Annotated in this window: 20 protein-coding genes; 9 read left to right on the forward strand and 11 right to left on the reverse strand. The window is 57.4% G+C overall.

Annotated features, from left to right (window positions below):
- Window positions 1-15: 15 nt before the first annotated feature.
- From O1724_RS19110 to O1724_RS19140, 7 genes are all read right to left on the reverse strand, one after another.
- Window positions 16-1203: an NAD(P)/FAD-dependent oxidoreductase gene (locus O1724_RS19110; RefSeq protein WP_022651824.1), complete on the reverse strand. Its 1188-nt coding sequence runs from the start codon at window positions 1201-1203 to the stop codon at window positions 16-18.
- On the reverse strand, window positions 1200-2126 hold the full coding sequence (locus tag O1724_RS19115) for a VOC family protein (RefSeq protein ID WP_003860055.1): 927 nt from the start codon (window positions 2124-2126) through the stop codon (window positions 1200-1202). Before O1724_RS19115 ends, O1724_RS19110 begins: the two co-directional genes overlap by 4 nt.
- 78 nt (window positions 2127-2204) lie before the next feature.
- The gene (locus O1724_RS19120) at window positions 2205-2993 is read right to left on the reverse strand and encodes an IclR family transcriptional regulator (RefSeq protein ID WP_003860053.1); all 789 of its coding nucleotides are present in this window, start codon (window positions 2991-2993) and stop codon (window positions 2205-2207) included.
- Window positions 2994-3005: 12 nt separating this feature from the next.
- Window positions 3006-3755, reverse strand: coding sequence for an SDR family oxidoreductase (locus tag O1724_RS19125; RefSeq protein WP_003860050.1), 750 nt, complete (start codon window positions 3753-3755; stop codon window positions 3006-3008).
- Complete coding sequence (locus O1724_RS19130; protein ID WP_126296855.1) at window positions 3755-4777, reverse strand: aromatic ring-hydroxylating oxygenase subunit alpha; 1023 nt, start codon at window positions 4775-4777, stop codon at window positions 3755-3757. The genes O1724_RS19125 and O1724_RS19130 overlap by 1 nt, the downstream gene beginning before the upstream one ends.
- Before the next feature lie 10 nt (window positions 4778-4787).
- Window positions 4788-5096: a recombinase-like helix-turn-helix domain-containing protein gene (locus tag O1724_RS19135; RefSeq protein WP_022651826.1), complete on the reverse strand. Its 309-nt coding sequence runs from the start codon at window positions 5094-5096 to the stop codon at window positions 4788-4790.
- The gene (locus O1724_RS19140; RefSeq protein ID WP_003860044.1) at window positions 5093-5416 is read right to left on the reverse strand and encodes a Rieske (2Fe-2S) protein; all 324 of its coding nucleotides are present in this window, start codon (window positions 5414-5416) and stop codon (window positions 5093-5095) included. Before O1724_RS19140 ends, O1724_RS19135 begins: the two co-directional genes overlap by 4 nt.
- A 415-nt stretch (window positions 5417-5831) precedes the next feature.
- Between O1724_RS19140 and O1724_RS19145 the strand changes: the two genes are divergently transcribed.
- Window positions 5832-7043, forward strand: coding sequence for an MFS transporter (locus O1724_RS19145; protein WP_048209713.1), 1212 nt, complete (start codon window positions 5832-5834; stop codon window positions 7041-7043).
- A 3-nt stretch (window positions 7044-7046) separates the two neighbouring features.
- On the opposite strand, the gene speB is transcribed toward O1724_RS19145, so the two are convergent.
- From speB to O1724_RS19165, 4 genes are all read right to left on the reverse strand, one after another.
- Window positions 7047-7967, reverse strand: coding sequence for an agmatinase (gene speB, locus O1724_RS19150; protein ID WP_017382921.1), 921 nt, complete (start codon window positions 7965-7967; stop codon window positions 7047-7049).
- Window positions 7968-8176: 209 nt separating this feature from the next.
- Window positions 8177-10153: a biosynthetic arginine decarboxylase gene (gene speA / locus O1724_RS19155; RefSeq protein WP_017382922.1), complete on the reverse strand. Its 1977-nt coding sequence runs from the start codon at window positions 10151-10153 to the stop codon at window positions 8177-8179.
- Window positions 10154-10161: 8 nt separating this feature from the next.
- Window positions 10162-10293 (reverse strand): acid stress response protein YqgB, encoded by a 132-nt coding sequence (yqgB, locus tag O1724_RS19160; protein WP_057979949.1) that lies wholly within the window; start codon window positions 10291-10293, stop codon window positions 10162-10164.
- A 94-nt stretch (window positions 10294-10387) separates the two neighbouring features.
- Window positions 10388-10528 carry a hypothetical protein gene (locus O1724_RS19165; protein WP_418235904.1) on the reverse strand — a complete coding sequence of 47 codons (141 nt, stop codon included), beginning with the start codon at window positions 10526-10528 and terminating at the stop codon, window positions 10388-10390.
- Window positions 10529-10952: 424 nt separating this feature from the next.
- Between O1724_RS19165 and metK the strand changes: the two genes are divergently transcribed.
- The 8 genes from metK (at window position 10953) to ruvX (ending at window position 18089) form a co-directional block, all read left to right on the forward strand.
- Complete coding sequence (gene metK / locus O1724_RS19170; RefSeq protein WP_003860037.1) at window positions 10953-12107, forward strand: methionine adenosyltransferase; 1155 nt, start codon at window positions 10953-10955, stop codon at window positions 12105-12107.
- Window positions 12108-12524: 417 nt separating this feature from the next.
- Window positions 12525-13922: a galactose/proton symporter gene (gene galP, locus O1724_RS19175; protein WP_015571832.1), complete on the forward strand. Its 1398-nt coding sequence runs from the start codon at window positions 12525-12527 to the stop codon at window positions 13920-13922.
- Window positions 13923-13980: 58 nt separating this feature from the next.
- Window positions 13981-14478 carry a SprT family zinc-dependent metalloprotease gene (locus tag O1724_RS19180; RefSeq protein ID WP_003860035.1) on the forward strand — a complete coding sequence of 166 codons (498 nt, stop codon included), beginning with the start codon at window positions 13981-13983 and terminating at the stop codon, window positions 14476-14478.
- 94 nt (window positions 14479-14572) lie between these two features.
- Window positions 14573-15280 carry a deoxyribonuclease I gene (gene endA / locus O1724_RS19185; protein ID WP_003860034.1) on the forward strand — a complete coding sequence of 236 codons (708 nt, stop codon included), beginning with the start codon at window positions 14573-14575 and terminating at the stop codon, window positions 15278-15280.
- Window positions 15281-15331: 51 nt separating this feature from the next.
- Window positions 15332-16063, forward strand: a complete 732-nt coding sequence (rsmE, locus tag O1724_RS19190) for a 16S rRNA (uracil(1498)-N(3))-methyltransferase (protein ID WP_003860033.1) — start codon at window positions 15332-15334, stop codon at window positions 16061-16063.
- A gap of 27 nt (window positions 16064-16090) precedes the next feature.
- Complete coding sequence (gene gshB, locus O1724_RS19195; protein WP_003860032.1) at window positions 16091-17038, forward strand: glutathione synthase; 948 nt, start codon at window positions 16091-16093, stop codon at window positions 17036-17038.
- Window positions 17039-17112: 74 nt separating this feature from the next.
- On the forward strand, window positions 17113-17673 hold the full coding sequence (locus tag O1724_RS19200) for a YqgE/AlgH family protein (protein WP_100154209.1): 561 nt from the start codon (window positions 17113-17115) through the stop codon (window positions 17671-17673).
- On the forward strand, window positions 17673-18089 hold the full coding sequence (gene ruvX / locus O1724_RS19205; protein ID WP_003860030.1) for a Holliday junction resolvase RuvX: 417 nt from the start codon (window positions 17673-17675) through the stop codon (window positions 18087-18089). The genes O1724_RS19200 and ruvX overlap by 1 nt, the downstream gene beginning before the upstream one ends.
- Window positions 18090-18098 lie beyond the last annotated feature (9 nt).

Genomic DNA, 18098 nt, shown 5'->3' on the forward strand with positions numbered 1-18098 from the left:
ACGGGTGCGGGTTAGCTATCGCAGTGACATCAGTGAAAATGTCGGGTCGGCAAGCGGTACGTCCGACAGATCCCGCCCTGCCGCCATCCAGCGCTTCGCCAGCTTGACGGTGCGCGCATCGTTGAACGCCACAAGCTGCGTTAGCCGCCCGTTGTCGTCCAGCGAGAAGTACAGCGCCTCTTCACGCAATATCGTTCGGCAGCCTGCCTGCGGAATGCCGAGGATCTGAATGTTGTGCTGGTATTGATCCGACCACAGCCACGGCGCGTCGTCATAACCTGGCGCATCGGGATTGAGCATCGCTTTCGCCGTCGCCACCGCCTGATTCTGGGCGAAGGCCCAGGACTGGATGCACAAGCCGTAGTGATGGTGCTGGGCGACATCTCCTGCGGCAAAGATGAACGGATCCGAGGTGCGTCCCTGGGCATCCACCACGATCCCGCGCCCGGTTTTCAGCCCCGCGTCACGCGCCAGCTCCAGATTGAGATCGACGCCGATCCCCACCACCACTGCATCAAAGGTTTCACGGTTGCCGTCGCAGTGGACGACCGGCAGGCCGCCGTCGTCCTCCAGCTCCAGCGCGCCGCAGCCGGTACGGATCTCCACCCCCTGCTCGCGGTGGATGGCCTCCAGGCGCTGGGACACCTCGCCGCTCACCGAGCGCATGCAGAGCGCAGGCTGCTGCTCGAACAGCGTGACCGCCACGCCGCTTTTCCGCGCGGAAGCGGCAATCTCAAGGCCAATCCAGCCGCCGCCGATAATCGCCAGTTTGTGACTTTCCGACAGGCGACTTTTCAGGCGCTGCGCGTCCTGCCAGTGGCGCAGGGTATAGACCTGCGGATGGCTGGCCCACGCCTGCGAAGGCAGGCGCGCCCGACCGCCGGTAGCGATTAAAAGGATGTTGTAACTAAGCTGCTCGCCGTTGCTAAGAAGGACTTTTTTTTCATCGCGATCGACAGATTCAGCGCGCAGCGGTCGGTACCAGGTCAGGTCCAGCGCCTGCTGCACCTCGTCGGTAAACAGCCTTGGGAGCGCCGCGTCCGGTTCCAGCAGAGACGCTTTTGACAGCGGCGGCCGCTCGTAGAAATCCCATTCCTCTTCCGCTACCACGCAAATCTCGCCGTCGAAGCCCTCGTCACGCAGGGTTTTCGCCGCCCAGCCGCCTGACTGGCCGCCGCCGATAATGACAATGCGCGATGTCATACCGCCTCCGGCTTTTTCTGCTGACGGCGCGTGTCGTGGTCAATCCCGCCTTCCACCGCCCACTCGGTGAAGGAGACCAGGGAATGCTCCAGCTCGCGCGGCTGCCAGTTTTCCGTCAGGTAATCATCGTTGGTGTAATACTCAAACGCGCCGCCGGTCGGGCTGTTGACGTACCAGAAGTACGCCGACGACACCGGATGACGTCCCGGCCCGATAAAGGTGCTCCAGTCATGTTTATTCATCGCGATACCGCCGCCGATCACCTCGTGGATATCGCGCACGGTGAAGGCCACGTGGTTAAGGCCGCGCTTGCGGTTCGGCAGTTGCAGCAGGAACAGGTTGTGATGGCCGCCACGCACGCCGCAGCGCAGGAACACGGCGCGGTTGATATAGCGATCCGAGACCTGGAAGCCGAGCACCTCGCGGTAGAATTTTTCCACCGCCGCCAGCTCCTCCACGAAGAACACCACATGCCCCACGTTGATCGGCTGGGCGCGATCGTAAACCGGGCTGGGCGTGTCGATACGGCGGGCATCGCCCCACTGGTTTATTGGCTCGACGTTAAGCTCCACGTCGGTCTGCTGGGTCACCTGCACGCGCAGCGTCATGCCGTTCGGATCGAGGCATTCCAGCGCGTCGCCCACTTCGCGAAAGCCGGGCTGCTGCGCCAGCTTCGGGCGCAGCGCGTCGAGATCGGACTGTGCGGCAACCGCCCAGGTCATGCGGCGCAGGGTGTTGCCCGCTTCAAACGCGGGCGGCAGGTCGGGGCTGTCGATCGGGTTAAGCTCCACGCGCGCGCCGCTCAGGGTGGTGAAACGCTGGCCGCTGGCATCGCCCGTCAGGCCAAAATCACGCATAAATTTGGCGCAGTGCGTCAGGTCTTCCACACCAAATTCCAGCTTTTCAATTCCGGTTACACTCATCGTTCGTTGCCTCATCTGGCCCAGATTGGGCGTAAAACATGCCCGACGCAGTCAAGCGCCTGACGTTAACTCACTGATTTAACTGGCCTGTGATAGATACCCTAAGAAGCCAGAAATTTTATCCGCCGCAAGGCGAACCTCGTTTTGCAGGCGCTCGCGGTCGCTCTGCGGGATCTCCTCCGACGGCACCAGAATGCTGACTACCGCCGCCACGCGGCCGCTTCGGTCATACACCGGGTAGACGATGGAAGAGATGCCGTGGCGGAAGAAGGATTCGCCGATGACATACCCGCGGGCTTTGTCCTGCTGCACCATCTGCCACAGGGCTTCACGGTCGTGAAGCTGCCCCGGCGTGTTGCCCGGCAGACGCTCATGCGGGAACAGCTGTTCGAAATCAGCGCGGGAAATATCGGTCAACAGCATGCGGCCCAGCGAGGTACAGTGCACCGGCAGACGGGTACCAATGCTGACCTGGTTGATACGCGACCCGGCGGCGCTGACGCGGGCGATGTAGATAATGTCGCGCCCGTCGCGGATCGCCAGATGGCTGCTGCACTGGCTCACGTCGCGCAGTTGCTCGATCACCGGCTGGCCGACCTGCGCCACGTCCAGCGAGGCGATGTACTCAAAGCCAAGACGCAGCACGTTCATGCCCAGCGAAAAGGTATTGGTGCGCGTGTTGCGCTCCAGAAAGCCCATGTACTCCAGCGTCTGCACCACGCGATAGGCGGTCGCCTTCGGCATATCCACCAGCCGGTGCAGCTCGGCAAAAGTCAGATCGCGATGCTGCTCGCCAAAGGCCAACAGCAGCTGTAAACCGCGCTCCAGCCCCGGCACCAGATACTTCACTTCCTGATCGTTTGCCATCATCGCCCTACCTTAGTTAAAGACAAAACCGCCGTTGACCGGGATCAGCTGTCCGGTGATGAACCGAGACAGATCGCTTAGCAGCCAGACCACGCTGCCGGTGACATCTTCCGGCTGCTGCGCGCCGGTTAACGCGCGTCCGTTTTCGTAGAGCTGATGCCGTTCGGCGGGGACATATTCCGTCGCCTCGACGCGGGTTAACCCCGGCGCGATGGCATTAATGCGTATACGCTTTTCACCCAGTTCGCGCGCCATTGATCGGGTCATGGCAATGACGGCCCCCTTGCTGGCGACGTAGGCCATCAGGCGCGGCGCGCCCCACAGCGCGGTGTCGGACGCCACGTTCACAATGCCCGCCCCTTCACGCAGCAGCGGCACGGCGGCGCGCGTCACCAGCCAGGTGCCTTTGACATTGACGCTCATCACCCGATCCCAGAGATCCGGATCGTAATCGAGCATGTTTTTGCCGCCGACGCCCGTCGCCATCGCCGCGTTGTTCACCAGGCCATCGATCTGACCCTGCTCGCCAATGGCGCTGAACACCTGCTCAATGGACTGTGGATCGGCCAGATCGATAACGTGCGGTTCGATCGCATAGCCCCGCTCGCTCAGGGCGTGGGCGCTTTCGGCCAGCTCGCCCTTCAGGATGTCGCACATCACCACCGCCGCGCCCTGCTCCGCGCAGGCTTTGGCAAAGTGAAAGCCCAGCCCGCGCGCGGCGCCGGTTATGACGATGCGCTTGCCGCTCAGCAGCCCGTTCATCAGGCGGCTCCCTGCTGTGCTTCACGCATCGCCAGCTGCTCTTTGGCGGCCTTTTGCATCATGCGGCGCAGGCGCGAAAGACCGACGTCGTGCTGATACAGGTACTCATGATCGCGCGCGTTTGGCGCCAGGCTTTCCAGCACCACGCGGTCCTGCTCCAGCACTTCCCAGTGCAGTTTTTCCAGACGGTTGCGGTACATGAAACGCCACATATCGCGCTGCCAGCCCTGCACCCGGCGAATGCGCCAGAAGAAGACGCGGCAGTTGTCGTTATCTTCCGGCACCACCATGCCGACGATAAAGAAGTGGCCGCCCGGCCCCAAGCGCTTCTTGTACGGAATGGAGAGGCGCATCCAGCAGGTGCCGCTGTTGCCCAGCTCCACCCAGTCAAAATTGACGCCGCTCTGCCCTTTCTTCTCGAAAATAAAACCGGTTTTGGTCGGCTGGAGCACCATGTCGGCCTTGCGATCCCCTTCCGCCATCGAGTGCGACGAGGAGTGCAGATAGGTGCCGTGCATCGGGTCCATCACGTTTTCCAGCGCGTACTGGTAATTGCATTTCCACGCGGCGGTGCAGAGGAAGTTGCTGAAGCTGTCCGTATCGGCGAGCTCGTCCGGGAAGGTCAGCTCGTCCGGCTGCTGGTCCGCGGTGACGCCAAACCAGAGGAAGATGGCGCCGTGCGCCTCCTGCACGTTATAGCTGCGTACGCACTGCTGGCCGACCAGCGGACATTTATCTACGGCGGGCACGTCTTTCACTTCGCCGTTGCCCGCCACCTCTACGCCGTGATACCAGCAGGCAATGCGGTCCCCGAGGTTCCAGCCCATCGACAGGCGCGCGCCGCGGTGCGGGCAGCGGTCCTCCAGCGCCTGCACCTGGCCATCTTTATTGCGCCAGACCACAATCTGCTCGCCCAGGCGGGTGATGCCCACCGGCGCAGACTGCACTTCCCAGCTCGCCAGCACCGGATACCAGAGGCCACGCAGGCCTTTATCCAGATAATGTTGTACGGTCGTCGTCATCGCGTTGCCCTCAGTAGCCGTTAACCTGTAAGAATGCCTGGAAGCTGGCGTCGCTCCACGGCTCGCCCTGCTGGTCGTGCATGCGCACCGCGTTCAGCCCGCTTACCAGCTCCGGCAAGGTTTCAACGCCCTGCTCGAAGAGATCTTCCAGCGTCGCAATCAGCTTCACTTCCCAGCTTTCCGGCTCGCGGCTGCGGGTTTGCCAGATCAGGTTGGTGTAATCACCCGGCTTATGAATGGCGCCATTACCGCCCTCTGCCGGTGGGGTAAACTGGCGGCTTTCCGGCAGCGCCGGGTTGAAGTTCAGGGTGTCGCTCATGCCACGGTCTCCTCGACGAAGGTAATCTGAATCTGGTTTTCAAAGACCCGAACCGGGTAGCGGTTGAGGTTGCGCCCGCCGGGGCCGTGCAGGCACTGACCGGTTTTGACGTCGAATACCGCCTCGTGCAGCGGGCATTCCACCTTGCCGTCTTCCACGAAGCCCTGACTCAGCAGGGCATAGGCGTGCGGGCATACGTCCTCCAGCGCGTAATATTCACCGTCGATCAGGTAAACGCCGATCTCTTTACCGTCGACGTTGCCGCTAAAAGGGAAATCTTCCTGTACTTGCTCTGCGTCACATACGCCTATCCAGCTCATCACGATCCTCCAGGCTTTTGTTTCATATATGAAACTCTGTTTCTTATTTAATACGGTCAATATAAAAGCGATGAATGTTTCGTCAAGCGACAATGTGACTAATTTGTTAATCGACCAGCAATTAATTAACTAAGTGTGCAAGGGATCACGAAAAAATGCAGCGATATGAAATTTTCATTATTGCAGCGTGAGAAATACGTTTTTTTAATGGCCTCTTATTTTGAATAAAAGATATTGACTTCCTTTCTTTTTACTCTTTAAAAATAAATGAACGTCACCTCTTTCGCGTTTCACCTGTGAAACTCATTTTTAATTTATCTTTAATAAACAAAGAGTTTCACAGGTGAACCATTTTAGCTCCGTGACAATCACATTGATGAAAAATATAAGTTACAAAAAACGTAAGGCGGACATGATGACGGCAAGATGGCAAGGCACGATTGCGCTTTTATTACTCATTATTATTTCGTACGTCGATCGGGTAAATATCTCGGTAATGATTTTAAACCCGGAATTTGCCGAACATTTTCAGTTAAATGAAAACAGAATGTTACAGGGCCTGCTCATGACCTGCTTTCTTCTGGGTTATGGTTTTTCCGCTCTATTATTAACGCCGGTTATTGAAAGCAAACTTCATTATCGGCAGGGATTATTAAGCAGCATTGCGATTTGGGCCGCGGTCTGCGCGGCTTCACCTTTGCTCGGCTCGCTGACGGGAATGCTCATCGCCCGCGTGATTCTGGGGATCGCGGAGGGTCCGCTATTTTCGCTGAAAACGCGCTTTATCAGCGATAACTTTAGCGCGCAAGAGATCGGTAAACCCAACGCCGTGACCGCGCTGGGCGTCTCGCTCGGGCTGGCCGTGGGCTTTCCGCTGGTGACCTGGCTGATGTCGCATCTGGGCTGGGCCGGATCGTTTTATGCACTGGCGGCAATCAACCTTCTCCTCGGGGGCAGCTTAATCTGGCGTTTTCTGCCCGCGCCGCGCAAGCTCCCGACCGCGAAAAAACCGGGGTTTGTCCACACCTTCACGCTGGCCTGGCAGACGCCGCTGCTGGGCTGGATCATGGTGGTTGAAATCGCCACCCTGAGCTATCTCTGGGGGAGCAGCGCCTGGCTGCCCGCGTGGCTGCGTGACGAGCATCATTTCTCGCTGCATGCCACGGGCTGGCTTGCGGCGATCCCCTTCCTGCTCAGCCTGGGGTCAAAGTTTCTGGGCGGCGTGCTGCTCGACAAAATGCGTCCGGAACAGGCACCGATGCTGTTTGTGGTGGGCGGGGCGATGACGGCGCTGTCCGTGGTCGCGCTGATGCTCAGCCATCAGCCTGCCTGGCTGGCGCTGTTTATGCTTTCGGCTAATGTCTTCTGGGGGCTACAGGGGGCGGCTATTCCGGCGGTGATCCAGCATCACGCCGCGCGGGAAGCGGTGGGCAGCGCTTACGGCATAATCAATGGGATCGGCAATATCTGCGCGGCGTTTATTCCGCTGCTGATGGGGATGGTGATGAGATCGGTGGGGTCGGTCAGTTCAGGCTTTTCGGTGCTGGTCGTCTCGCAGGTTGTCACCCTGCTTGCCGGGGGAATGTTGCTGCTGCGCATGCGGCGCGCAGCAGCAATCAGCGCGTAAGGCTTATTCGCCTTTTTTCGCCGCCTGGATATAGAGCATTTCCAGCGCCAGGGTCGCCGCGGCCAGCGCGGTGATCTCGGACTGGTCATAGGCCGGAGCCACTTCCACCACGTCCATCCCGACGATGTTCAGATCCTTCAGGCCGCGCACCAGCTTGATGGCGCGGTCTGATGTCAGGCCGCCGATCACCGGCGTACCGGTACCCGGTGCGAATGCCGGATCCAGGCAGTCGATGTCGAAGGTCAGATAGACAGGCATGTCGCCGACGATCTGCTTAACCTGAGCCAGAATATCGTCCACGCCGCGATCGTTCACCTGGCCCGCGTCGAGTACGGTGAAGCCGTTGTCTTTGTCAAACTCGGTGCGGATGCCGATCTGCACCGAGTGGTTCGGATCGATCAGGCCTTCCTTCGGCGCGGTGTAGAACATGGTGCCGTGGTCGAACTCGCAGCCGTTCGCGTAGGTGTCGGTGTGCGCATCGAAATGCACCAGCGCCATTTTACCGAAGTGCTTCGCGTGGGCGCGCAGCAGCGGCAGGGTCACGAAGTGGTCACCGCCGAAGGAGAGCATGCGTTTACCGGCCGCCAGCAGCTTCTCGGCGTGTGCCTGCAATTTTTCGCTCATCTCACGCGCGTCGCCGAAGGCGTACACCAGATCGCCGCAGTCCACCACGTTCAGGCGCTCGCGCATGTCGAAGTTCCACGGGAAGCGGTTGTGCTCCCAGGCCAGGTTAGTGGAAACCTGACGGATCGCCGCCGGACCATGACGACCACCCGCGCGACCGGACGTTGCCATGTCGAACGGTACGCCGGTGATCACCCAGTCCGCATCGCTGTCGTACGGCTGGAAGTTCATCGGAAGGCGTAAAAAACCAAACGCGTTAGATACCAGAGAGTTATCGTACTGATGACCTAAAGTGCTCATGTCCTGACCTCTTATAAAGTCGATACATTAAAAACAGATGAAAAAAAATCCCCTCCGCGTCGTTAAACCCGACGAGGAAGGGATTGATTCGTAAATCGCTAATTGGGGCGAATTATCGCCGTTAATTCATACGGGTTCAAGTGAGTATAGGGCATTGTGCGGTCTGTTGCCCTCACCCCGCCCCTCTCCCACCGGGAGAGGGAGTATACCTACTCATCTTCCAGGTAGGTGTACCCGTACAGACCCGCTTCAAACTCTTCCAGGAACTGCTGCTGTAACGCGTCGTCCAGACCGGTGTTTTTCACCTGATCGCGGAACTGGGTGAGCAGTTTTTTCGGATCCAGCTGAACGTATTCGAGCATGTCCGCCACGGTGTCCCCTTCGTCGGACAGCTCAACCTCCACGCTGCCGTCAGGGAAGACAAACACGTCAACCGCTTCGGTATCACCGAACAGGTTGTGCATGTTGCCGAGGATCTCCTGATACGCCCCCACCATAAAGAAGCCCAGCATTGGTGGGTTCTCCGGATCGTACTCCGGCATTGGCATAGTGGTCGCAATACCGTCGCCGTCGACGTAATGGTCAATCGCGCCGTCAGAGTCACAGGTGATGTCCAGCAGCACGGCGCGGCGTTCCGGGGCGTGGTTCAGCCCTTCCAGCGGCAGAACCGGGAACAGCTGGTCGATACCCCAGGCATCCGGCATCGACTGGAACAGGGAGAAGTTGACGTACATTTTGTCCGCCATACGCTCCTGCAACTCGTCGATAATCGGACGGTGCGCGCGGTTGCTCGGGTCGAGCTGTTTCTGCACTTCGTGGCACATATTCAGGTAGAGCTGCTCGGCCCACGCGCGCTCTTGCAGGCTGAATGTGCCTGACGAGTAGCCGACGTGAATATCGTGCAGGTCCATCTGGCTGTCGTGCAGCCATTCGCGCAGGGAACGACGCGTGCCCGGCTCGTGCATCTCCTGCCAGGTTTCCCACATGCTTTGCAGGGAACGTGGGGCATCGTCTGCCGGAGGCGTGGCTTCGGTGATTTCGCTACGCTCAACGCCAATGATGTTAGAGACCAGTACCGTATGGTGCGCCGTGACCGCGCGGCCGGATTCGGTGATCACCGTCGGGTGCGGCAGGCCGTGCTCTTCGCAGGCATCGCCAATCGCCCAGATGATGTTGTTGGCATATTCGTTCAGGCCATAGTTTACCGAACAGTCAGACTGCGAGCGGGTCCCTTCGTAGTCCACGCCCAGGCCGCCGCCCACGTCAAAGCACTGAATATTCACGCCGAGCTTATGCAGCTCAACGTAGAAACGTGCCGATTCACGCACGCCGGTGGCGATGTCGCGAATGTTGGCCATCTGCGAGCCGAGGTGGAAGTGCAGCAGCTGAATGCTGTCCAGACGACCGCGCTCGCGCAGAATTTCCACCAGCTGAAGCACCTGGTTCGCCGCGAGGCCGAACTTGGATTTTTCACCGCCGGAAGACTGCCATTTACCGGAACCCTGCGACGCCAGTCGCGCACGCACGCCAAGGCGCGGGATCACGTTCAGACGCTCGGCCTCTTCCAGCACGATCGCGATTTCGGTCATCTTCTCGATCACCAGATAGACCTTGTGGCCCATCTTCTCGCCAATCAGCGCCAGACGAATGTATTCGCGATCTTTATAGCCGTTACAGACGATCACCGACCGGGTCATGCCCGCGTGCGCCAGAACCGCCATCAGCTCCGCTTTAGAGCCTGCTTCCAGGCCCAGCGGCTCGCCGGAGTGGATCAGGGACTCAATCACGCGACGGTGCTGGTTGACCTTGATCGGGTAAACGAGGAAATAGTCGCCGTTATAACCATACGATTCCCGCGCGCGTTTGAACGCGGCGTTAATAGAACGCAGGCGATGTTGCAGGATCTGCGGGAAGCAGAACAGTGCAGGCAAGCGCTGACCCTGCGCTTCACGGGTTTTCACCAGTTTAGCGAGATCCACGCGCGCTTCCGGGACGTCCGGATCCGGGCAGACACTGATGTGGCCCAGCTCGTTAACGTCGTAGTAGTTATTGCCCCACCAGGCAATATTGTAAGTGCGCAGCATCTTGCTGGCTTCCTGGGAGCTCATCGCAACCTCCTGCATAGAACGTAGTACACCCTGTTCGCCTGCTGACGAAGGCGAAAGCGAAGACATGTCGTCAGACATAGCGAACCTCAACTCTTTGTATTAAGTGTAAAACAGTTGACTACTATCGCAGCGTTATACGGCGATAACAACCCATTAACGGCTCCATTTCCCAGCAGAGTATGCTGAAATCCAGACCGTGCGACCGGTTTCTTATTCATATCATTGTAAAACACGTATCCGAACTCTGTATGACAAGGTTCGGCGAAACCACGAGAAAACTCCTGTATTAACAAGAGCGCCCTTGTTCAGTTTTCACAAAGCGTGACCGGCTCTGGAATCCTGAGAAGCACCGAGATGGGTATAACATCGGCAGGTGTTTAGACCAGAAGTGCGGGTGGGAATCAAATGCGCGCCAGAACGGCTGCGCTGAATGAGCGGAAAACGATGGTTCATTATCTGGTATCACCTCCACGGCCGCCTCTGCTGAAACGGACCACAAGCCAAAGCTAAAAGTTCACTGCTTAACCCGGCTGGAAGTGGCGACACGATGTGTTCATCGAGCGCTTATTTTATATGAGCCGCGCGCCGCGTTTTATACCGAGAAGGTCGCTAAAAAGCAAAACAAAAATGCGCAGGTTGCCAGCGTCGTCAGAAAAAATTCCAGCAGCGTTTTCAACGCAATGAGAGGTGAGTCAAAAAAAACTGGAAATCGGGTGAAGAAGTGACCTAAAATAGACGTCCAGATGTTAATCCATCCATACCGATTAACACTCAGACTGCCAGTGTCAAAATCCTGTAGGCCTTGGTAGAATTATCTCCTATGGCTATTCCACACAGCAGCTTGAGCTAACCAAATTCCTCTTAGGTGAAATAAAACATGGCAAAACACCTGTTTACGTCCGAGTCCGTATCAGAAGGACATCCTGATAAAATTGCTGACCAAATCTCCGATGCGGTGCTGGATGCGATCCTCGCGCAGGATCCAAAGGCGCGCGTAGCGTGTGAAACCTATGTCAAAACCGGCATGGTTCTGGTTGGCGGTGAGATCACCACCAGCGCATGGGTTGATATCGAAGAGATCACCCGTAACACGGTGCGTGAGATCGGCTATGTACATTCTGATATGGGCTTTGATGCCAACTCCTGCGCCGTACTGAGCGCGATTGGCAAACAGTCTCCGGACATCAACCAGGGCGTTGACCGTGCCGATCCGCTGGAACAGGGCGCGGGCGACCAGGGCCTGATGTTCGGCTACGCAACCAACGAAACCGACGTGCTGATGCCAGCGCCGGTGACCTACGCACACCGTCTGGTGCAGCGTCAGGCTGAAGTACGTAAAAACGGCACCCTGCCGTGGCTGCGTCCGGATGCGAAAAGCCAGGTGACCTTCCAGTATGACGACGGGAAAATCGTCGGTATCGATGCCGTGGTTCTTTCCACGCAGCATGCTGAAGAGATTGACCAGAAATCCCTGCAAGAAGCGGTGATGGAAGAGATCATCAAGCCGGTTCTGCCAACTGAATGGCTGAGCTCTGCGACCAAATTCTTCATCAACCCAACCGGACGCTTTGTTATCGGCGGCCCAATGGGTGACTGCGGTCTGACCGGTCGTAAAATCATCGTAGATACCTACGGCGGCATGGCACGTCACGGCGGCGGCGCATTCTCCGGTAAAGATCCGTCTAAAGTTGACCGTTCTGCCGCGTACGCTGCACGTTATGTGGCGAAAAACATCGTTGCTGCCGGTCTGGCTGACCGCTGTGAAATTCAGGTTTCCTACGCCATCGGCGTGGCTGAGCCAACCTCCATCATGGTGGAAACCTTCGGTACTGAAAAAGTGCCTTCTGAACAGCTGACCCTGCTGGTGCGTGAGTTCTTCGACCTGCGTCCATACGGTCTGATTCAGATGCTGGATCTGCTGCACCCAATCTACCAGGAAACTGCAGCGTACGGTCACTTTGGTCGCGAACATTTCCCATGGGAAAAAACCGACAAAGCCGCCCTGCTGCGTGATGCTGCCGGTCTGAAATAATCGACTGCCAGCAGCTTAAAAAGGCCAGCCTTTGTGCTGGCCTTTTTTATGTCGGGTGGCGGCTATGCCTTACCCGACCTACGGGTAGTGAGTTTTTGTAGGCCGGGTAAGGCGCTAGTAGCCACCCGGCAATGTTTGGAACCGTTTACACCTCACTCTCTATACCCCGCTTTCAGAATATTCTCTTTGCATGATCGCATTTCTTCTGCTGTTACATTCCCTTTCAGTTAAGTCTGAAATTTGTGCAAACGCGATGCACATCAATTAATTTACCTCTATATTTTCAAGGCTTTAATTATTTTTACGGTTACAAGCCAGTGTAACCGATTACACCGTTGTGATTTGACTCACATATTTTTATGAGCCGCTCACCTACTCTTTATATCGTAAAAACTGATAACCCAACTGGAGGGCATAATGCCTGACAATAATAAACAGGGGCGTACGTCCAATAAGGCAATGACGTTCTTCGTCTGCTTCCTCGCCGCTCTGGCAGGATTACTCTTTGGCCTGGATATTGGCGTAATTGCCGGTGCATTACCTTTCATCACCGATGAGTTCCAGATTAGCGCACACACTCAGGAATGGGTGGTTAGCTCCATGATGTTCGGTGCCGCCGTCGGCGCGGTCGGCAGCGGCTGGCTCTCCTTTAAGCTCGGGCGTAAAAAGAGCCTGATGATTGGCGCGATCCTGTTCGTTGCCGGCTCACTGTTCTCTGCCGCTGCGCCTAATGTTGAAGTGCTGATCATCTCCCGCGTGCTGCTCGGTCTGGCAGTGGGCGTGGCGTCTTATACTGCCCCGCTGTACCTGTCTGAAATCGCTCCGGAAAAAATCCGCGGCAGCATGATTTCCATGTATCAGCTGATGATCACTATCGGTATTCTGGGGGCTTATCTCTCCGATACCGCATTCAGCTACAGCGGCGCATGGCGCTGGATGCTGGGCGTCATCATCATTCCTGCCATCCTGCTGCTGATTGGCGTCTTCTTCCTGCCGGACAGTCCGCGCTGGTTCGCCGCCAAACGCCGCTTCCATGATGCCGAACGCGTGCTCTTACGCCTGCGTGATACCAGCGCCGAAGCCAAAAACGAGCTGGAAGAGATCCGCGAAAGCCTGAAGGTCAAACAGTCCGGCTGGGCGCTGTTCAAAGAGAACAGCAACTTCCGCCGCGCGGTGTTCCTCGGCGTGCTGTTACAGATCATGCAACAGTTCACCGGGATGAACGTCATCATGTATTACGCGCCGAAAATCTTCGAACTGGCGGGCTACACCAACACCACCGAGCAGATGTGGGGCACCGTGATCGTCGGCCTGACCAACGTGCTGGCGACCTTTATCGCTATCGGCCTGGTGGACCGCTGGGGACGTAAGCCAACCCTGACGCTGGGCTTCCTGGTGATGGCCGTCGGGATGGGCGTGCTGGGTACCATGATGCACATGGGCATTCACTCCCCAACGGCACAGTACTTCGCCGTGGCGATGCTGCTGATGTTTATCATTGGGTTTGCGATGAGCGCCGGTCCGCTGATTTGGGTGCTGTGCTCTGAGATCCAGCCGCTGAAAGGACGTGATTTTGGCATCACCTGCTCTACCGCGACCAACTGGATTGCCAACATGATCGTCGGCGCAACGTTCCTGACCATGCTTAATACTCTGGGTAATGCCAACACCTTCTGGGTCTACGCCGGTCTGAACCTGTTCTTTATTGTTCTCACTATCTGGCTGGTTCCTGAAACCAAACATGTTTCACTGGAACACATTGAACGTAACCTGATGAAAGGTCGTCCTCTGCGCGAAATCGGCGCACACGACTGATCCTCCTGCGGGAGGCGCCTCTTGCGCCTCCCCGCTTCCCGCTTTATGCTCTGCCCCTATGAAAGCACCCCGTCTCCCCATCGCCATTCAGCAAGCCGTTATGCGCAGCCTGCGGGAAAAACTCGCCCAGGCCAACCTGAAGCTCGGCCGCAATTATCCTGAACCGAAGCTGGTCTATCAGCAGCGTGGCACCGCGGCAGGTACCGCCTGGCTGGAATCGTATGAGATCCGCCTCAACCCGGTGTTGATGATGGAAAATCAGCAGGCGTTTATCGAAGAAGTGGTGCCGCACGAGCTGGCGCATCTGCTGGTGTGGAAGCACTTTGGCCGCGTCGCGCCGCACGGCAAAGAGTGGAAGTGGATGATGGAGGCGGTGCTCGGCGTTCCGGCCCGTCGCACCCATCAGTTCGAGCTGGAATCGGTACGCCGCAATACCTTCCCCTACCGCTGCCAGTGCCAGCAGCACCAGCTTACCGTCCGCCGCCATAACCGCGTAGTGCGGGGCGAGGCGACCTACCGCTGCGTTAAATGCGGCGAACCGCTGGTTGCGGAATAATCACGCGAACTTTCAGGAACTTTCCTGATCTGACTGATTGCATACGGGAACAACATTCGTTACGTTGCGGGCTCGTTTTGACACGGAGTGTAAGATGTCCCGTAATGTTTCTCTCGCGGTCGCTTTTCTGGCGACAGCGCTCTCCGGCCATGCTCTGGCCGACGGTATTCACAGTTTCTCTCAGGCAAAAACCGCAGGCGTAAAGATTAACGCCGACGTACCGGGTGATTTCTACTGCGGCTGTAAAATTAACTGGCAGGGTAAGAAAGGGGTCGTGGATCTGGGATCCTGCGGCTATAAGGTGCGCAAGAACGAGAACCGCGCCAGCCGAATCGAATGGGAACACGTCGTTCCGGCCTGGCAGTTTGGCCACCAGCGCCAGTGCTGGCAGGACGGTGGACGTAAAAATTGCGCAAAAGATCCGGTCTACCGCCAGATGGAAAGCGATATGCACAACCTGCAACCCGCCGTGGGTGAGGTCAATGGCGACCGCGGAAACTTCATGTACAGCCAGTGGAACGGTGGCGAAGGCCAGTACGGTCAGTGCGCCATGAAGGTCGATTTCAAAGAGAAAGTCGCCGAACCGCCTGCCCGCGCGCGCGGTAGCATCGCCCGCACTTATTTCTATATGCGCGACCGCTACGATCTCAATCTTTCCCGCCAGCAGACGCAGCTCTTCAATGCCTGGGACAAGCTCTACCCGGTGACGGACTGGGAATGCCAGCGCGACGAACGTATCGCCAAAGTCCAGGGGAATCACAACCCTTACGTCCAGCGGGCTTGCCAGGCGCAAAAGAGCTAACCTACACTACGGCAATTCGCTTATATCGCATGACACATGGAATTTCTGACTATGCGCATCCCTCGCATCTATCACCCTGAACTGATTACCCCAGGCGGCGAAATCGCCCTGTCTGATGATGCCGCAAACCATGTAGGCCGCGTGCTGCGCATGGGTGCAGGCCAGGCGATTCAGCTCTTTGACGGCTCTAATCAGATTTTCGACGCTGAAATTACGCGCGCCGATAAAAAAAGCGTGCACGTGAAGGTGCTGCGTGGCGACGTGGATGACCGGGAATCGCCGCTGCACATTCACCTGGGCCAGGTGATGTCGCGTGGGGAAAAGATGGAGTTCACCATTCAGAAATCCATTGAACTGGGTGTAAGCCTCATTACGCCACTTTTTTCTGAGCGCTGCGGCGTTAAACTGGATGCGGAACGTCTGAACAAAAAGATCCAGCAGTGGCAAAAAATTGCCATTGCGGCCTGCGAACAGAGCGGCCGCAATCGTATCCCGGAGATCCGCCCGGCGATGGATCTGGAGGACTGGTGTGCAGAAGAGGAAAGCGGGCTTAAGCTCAATCTTCATCCGCGCGCCAGCGCCAGCATCAATACGCTGCCGCTGCCCGTTGAGCGTGTACGCCTGCTGATTGGCCCGGAAGGCGGCCTGTCGGCTGACGAAATTGCCATGACGGCGCGTTACCAGTTTACTGATATTCTGTTGGGACCTCGCGTTCTGCGCACTGAGACAACGGCACTCACCGCCATTACCGCGCTACAGGTGCGATTTGGCGATCTGGGTTGAAGCAAAGACCCATAACCGGAGAAGAAGATGATTAAGCTCGGCATCGTGATGGACCCCATCGCAAACATTAACATCAAGAAAGACTCCAGCTTCGCTATGCTGCTGGAAGCGCAGCGTCGCGGCTATGAACTCCACTACATGGAGATGAACGATCTTTACCTGATCAACGGTGAAGCCCGCGCACGCACCCGCATCGTTAACGTCGAGCAGAACTACGAAAAATGGTACGAATTCGGTACCGAGCAGGATATTGCCCTGGCCGACCTCAACGTCATCCTGATGCGTAAAGATCCGCCGTTCGACACCGAATACATTTATTCCACCTATATCCTTGAGCGTGCCGAAGAGAAAGGCACGCTGATCGTCAACAAGCCGCAGAGCCTGCGCGACTGCAACGAGAAGCTCTATACCGCATGGTTCTCTGACCTGACGCCGGAAACGCTCGTCACCCGCAGCAAAACGCAGCTGAAAGAATTCTGGCAGAAGCACGGCGACATCATCATGAAACCCCTGGACGGCATGGGCGGCGCGTCGATCTTCCGGGTGAAAGAGGGCGATCCGAACATTGGCGTGATTGCCGAAACGCTGACCGAGCTGGGAACCCGCTACTGTATGGCACAGAACTATCTGCCGGCCATTAAAGACGGCGACAAGCGTGTGCTGGTCGTAGACGGCGAGCCGGTGCCTTACTGCCTGGCGCGTATTCCGCAGGGAGGGGAAACCCGTGGCAACCTGGCGGCTGGCGGCCGTGGCGAACCGCGTCCGTTAAGCGAAAGCGACTGGGAAATTGCCCGCCGCGTCGGCCCTACGCTTAAAGCCAAAGGCCTGATCTTCGTTGGCCTCGATATCATCGGCGATCGTCTGACCGAAGTGAACGTCACCAGCCCAACCTGCATTCGTGAAATCGAAGCGGAATTCCCGATCTCGATCACCGGAATGCTGATGGACGCTATCGAAAAACGTTTACAGAAATAACCTGTGACAGCGCCTGTGTTTATCCCCATACTGGGCGCTGTCGCTTTTTAAACCAGGAAACAGTACCTCTGACAATGAATTTACAGCATCACTTTCTTATTGCCATGCCTGCTCTCCAGGATCCGATTTTCCGCCGCGCCGTGGTCTATATTTGTGAATACAACGAAGACGGCGCGATGGGGATTATCATCAATAAGCCGCTGGAAAACCTTCAGGTTGAAGGGATTCTGGACAAGCTGAAAATCCCTTCTGAAGCGCGGCTGCCGGAAATCCGTCTTGATAAACCGGTGATGCTTGGCGGCCCGCTTGCAGAAGATCGTGGTTTTATCCTGCATACCCCGCCGGTTTTCTCGTCCAGCATTCGTATCTCCGATAACACCGTCGTCACCACCTCTCGCGATGTGCTTGAAACGCTGGGCACTGCCAGTCAGCCTTCTGAGGTGCTGGTTGCGCTCGGTTACGCCTCCTGGGAAAAAGGGCAGCTGGAACAAGAAATTCTGGACAACGCCTGGCTGACGGCCCCTGCGGATATGAATATCCTGTTTAAAACCCCTATCGCCGATCGCTGGCGTGACGCGGCAAAACTGATTGGCATTGATATTCTGACCATGCCTGGCGTTGCGGGGCACGCGTAATGAGCGGCACCCTTCTCGCCTTCGACTTCGGCACCAAAAGCATCGGCGTCGCTGTGGGTCAACGGATCACCGGCACCGCTCGCCCGCTCACTGCGCTGAAAGCTAACGACGGCACGCCGGACTGGAACCTTATTGAGCGCTTGCTCAAAGAGTGGCAGCCGGACGACGTGATTGTCGGTCTGCCGCTGAACATGGACGGCACCGAGCAGCCGCTTACCGCCCGCGCGCGCAAGTTCGCGAACAAAATCCATGGCCGCTTTGGTGTCTCCGTTAAGCTGCACGATGAACGTTTGAGCACCGTCGAGGCACGCGCTGGCCTGTTCGAGCACGGTGGCTTCCGGGCGTTGAACAAAGGCAGCGTGGATTCAGCTTCAGCCGTCATTATCCTCGAAAGCTATTTCGACCAGGGTTACTGAGCGCCGGGG

It is taken from the genome of Enterobacter cloacae complex sp. HYC074_NIDB (genome assembly GCF_056673345.1).

Coding starts and splice junctions, on each gene's coding strand:
- O1724_RS19110 (WP_022651824.1), bottom strand. CDS start 1,203: ATGACATCGCGCATTGTCATTATCGGCGGCGGCCAGTCAGGCGGCTGG.
- O1724_RS19115 (WP_003860055.1), bottom strand. CDS start 2,126: ATGAGTGTAACCGGAATTGAAAAGCTGGAATTTGGTGTGGAAGACCTG.
- O1724_RS19120 (WP_003860053.1), bottom strand. CDS start 2,993: ATGGCAAACGATCAGGAAGTGAAGTATCTGGTGCCGGGGCTGGAGCGC.
- O1724_RS19125 (WP_003860050.1), bottom strand. CDS start 3,755: ATGAACGGGCTGCTGAGCGGCAAGCGCATCGTCATAACCGGCGCCGCG.
- O1724_RS19130 (WP_126296855.1), bottom strand. CDS start 4,777: ATGACGACGACCGTACAACATTATCTGGATAAAGGCCTGCGTGGCCTC.
- O1724_RS19135 (WP_022651826.1), bottom strand. CDS start 5,096: ATGAGCGACACCCTGAACTTCAACCCGGCGCTGCCGGAAAGCCGCCAG.
- O1724_RS19140 (WP_003860044.1), bottom strand. CDS start 5,416: ATGAGCTGGATAGGCGTATGTGACGCAGAGCAAGTACAGGAAGATTTC.
- O1724_RS19145 (WP_048209713.1), top strand. CDS start 5,832: ATGACGGCAAGATGGCAAGGCACGATTGCGCTTTTATTACTCATTATT.
- speB (WP_017382921.1), bottom strand. CDS start 7,967: ATGAGCACTTTAGGTCATCAGTACGATAACTCTCTGGTATCTAACGCG.
- speA (WP_017382922.1), bottom strand. CDS start 10,153: ATGTCTGACGACATGTCTTCGCTTTCGCCTTCGTCAGCAGGCGAACAG.
- yqgB (WP_057979949.1), bottom strand. CDS start 10,293: ATGAATAAGAAACCGGTCGCACGGTCTGGATTTCAGCATACTCTGCTG.
- O1724_RS19165 (WP_418235904.1), bottom strand. CDS start 10,528: ATGAACCATCGTTTTCCGCTCATTCAGCGCAGCCGTTCTGGCGCGCAT.
- metK (WP_003860037.1), top strand. CDS start 10,953: ATGGCAAAACACCTGTTTACGTCCGAGTCCGTATCAGAAGGACATCCT.
- galP (WP_015571832.1), top strand. CDS start 12,525: ATGCCTGACAATAATAAACAGGGGCGTACGTCCAATAAGGCAATGACG.
- O1724_RS19180 (WP_003860035.1), top strand. CDS start 13,981: ATGAAAGCACCCCGTCTCCCCATCGCCATTCAGCAAGCCGTTATGCGC.
- endA (WP_003860034.1), top strand. CDS start 14,573: ATGTCCCGTAATGTTTCTCTCGCGGTCGCTTTTCTGGCGACAGCGCTC.
- rsmE (WP_003860033.1), top strand. CDS start 15,332: ATGCGCATCCCTCGCATCTATCACCCTGAACTGATTACCCCAGGCGGC.
- gshB (WP_003860032.1), top strand. CDS start 16,091: ATGATTAAGCTCGGCATCGTGATGGACCCCATCGCAAACATTAACATC.
- O1724_RS19200 (WP_100154209.1), top strand. CDS start 17,113: ATGAATTTACAGCATCACTTTCTTATTGCCATGCCTGCTCTCCAGGAT.
- ruvX (WP_003860030.1), top strand. CDS start 17,673: ATGAGCGGCACCCTTCTCGCCTTCGACTTCGGCACCAAAAGCATCGGC.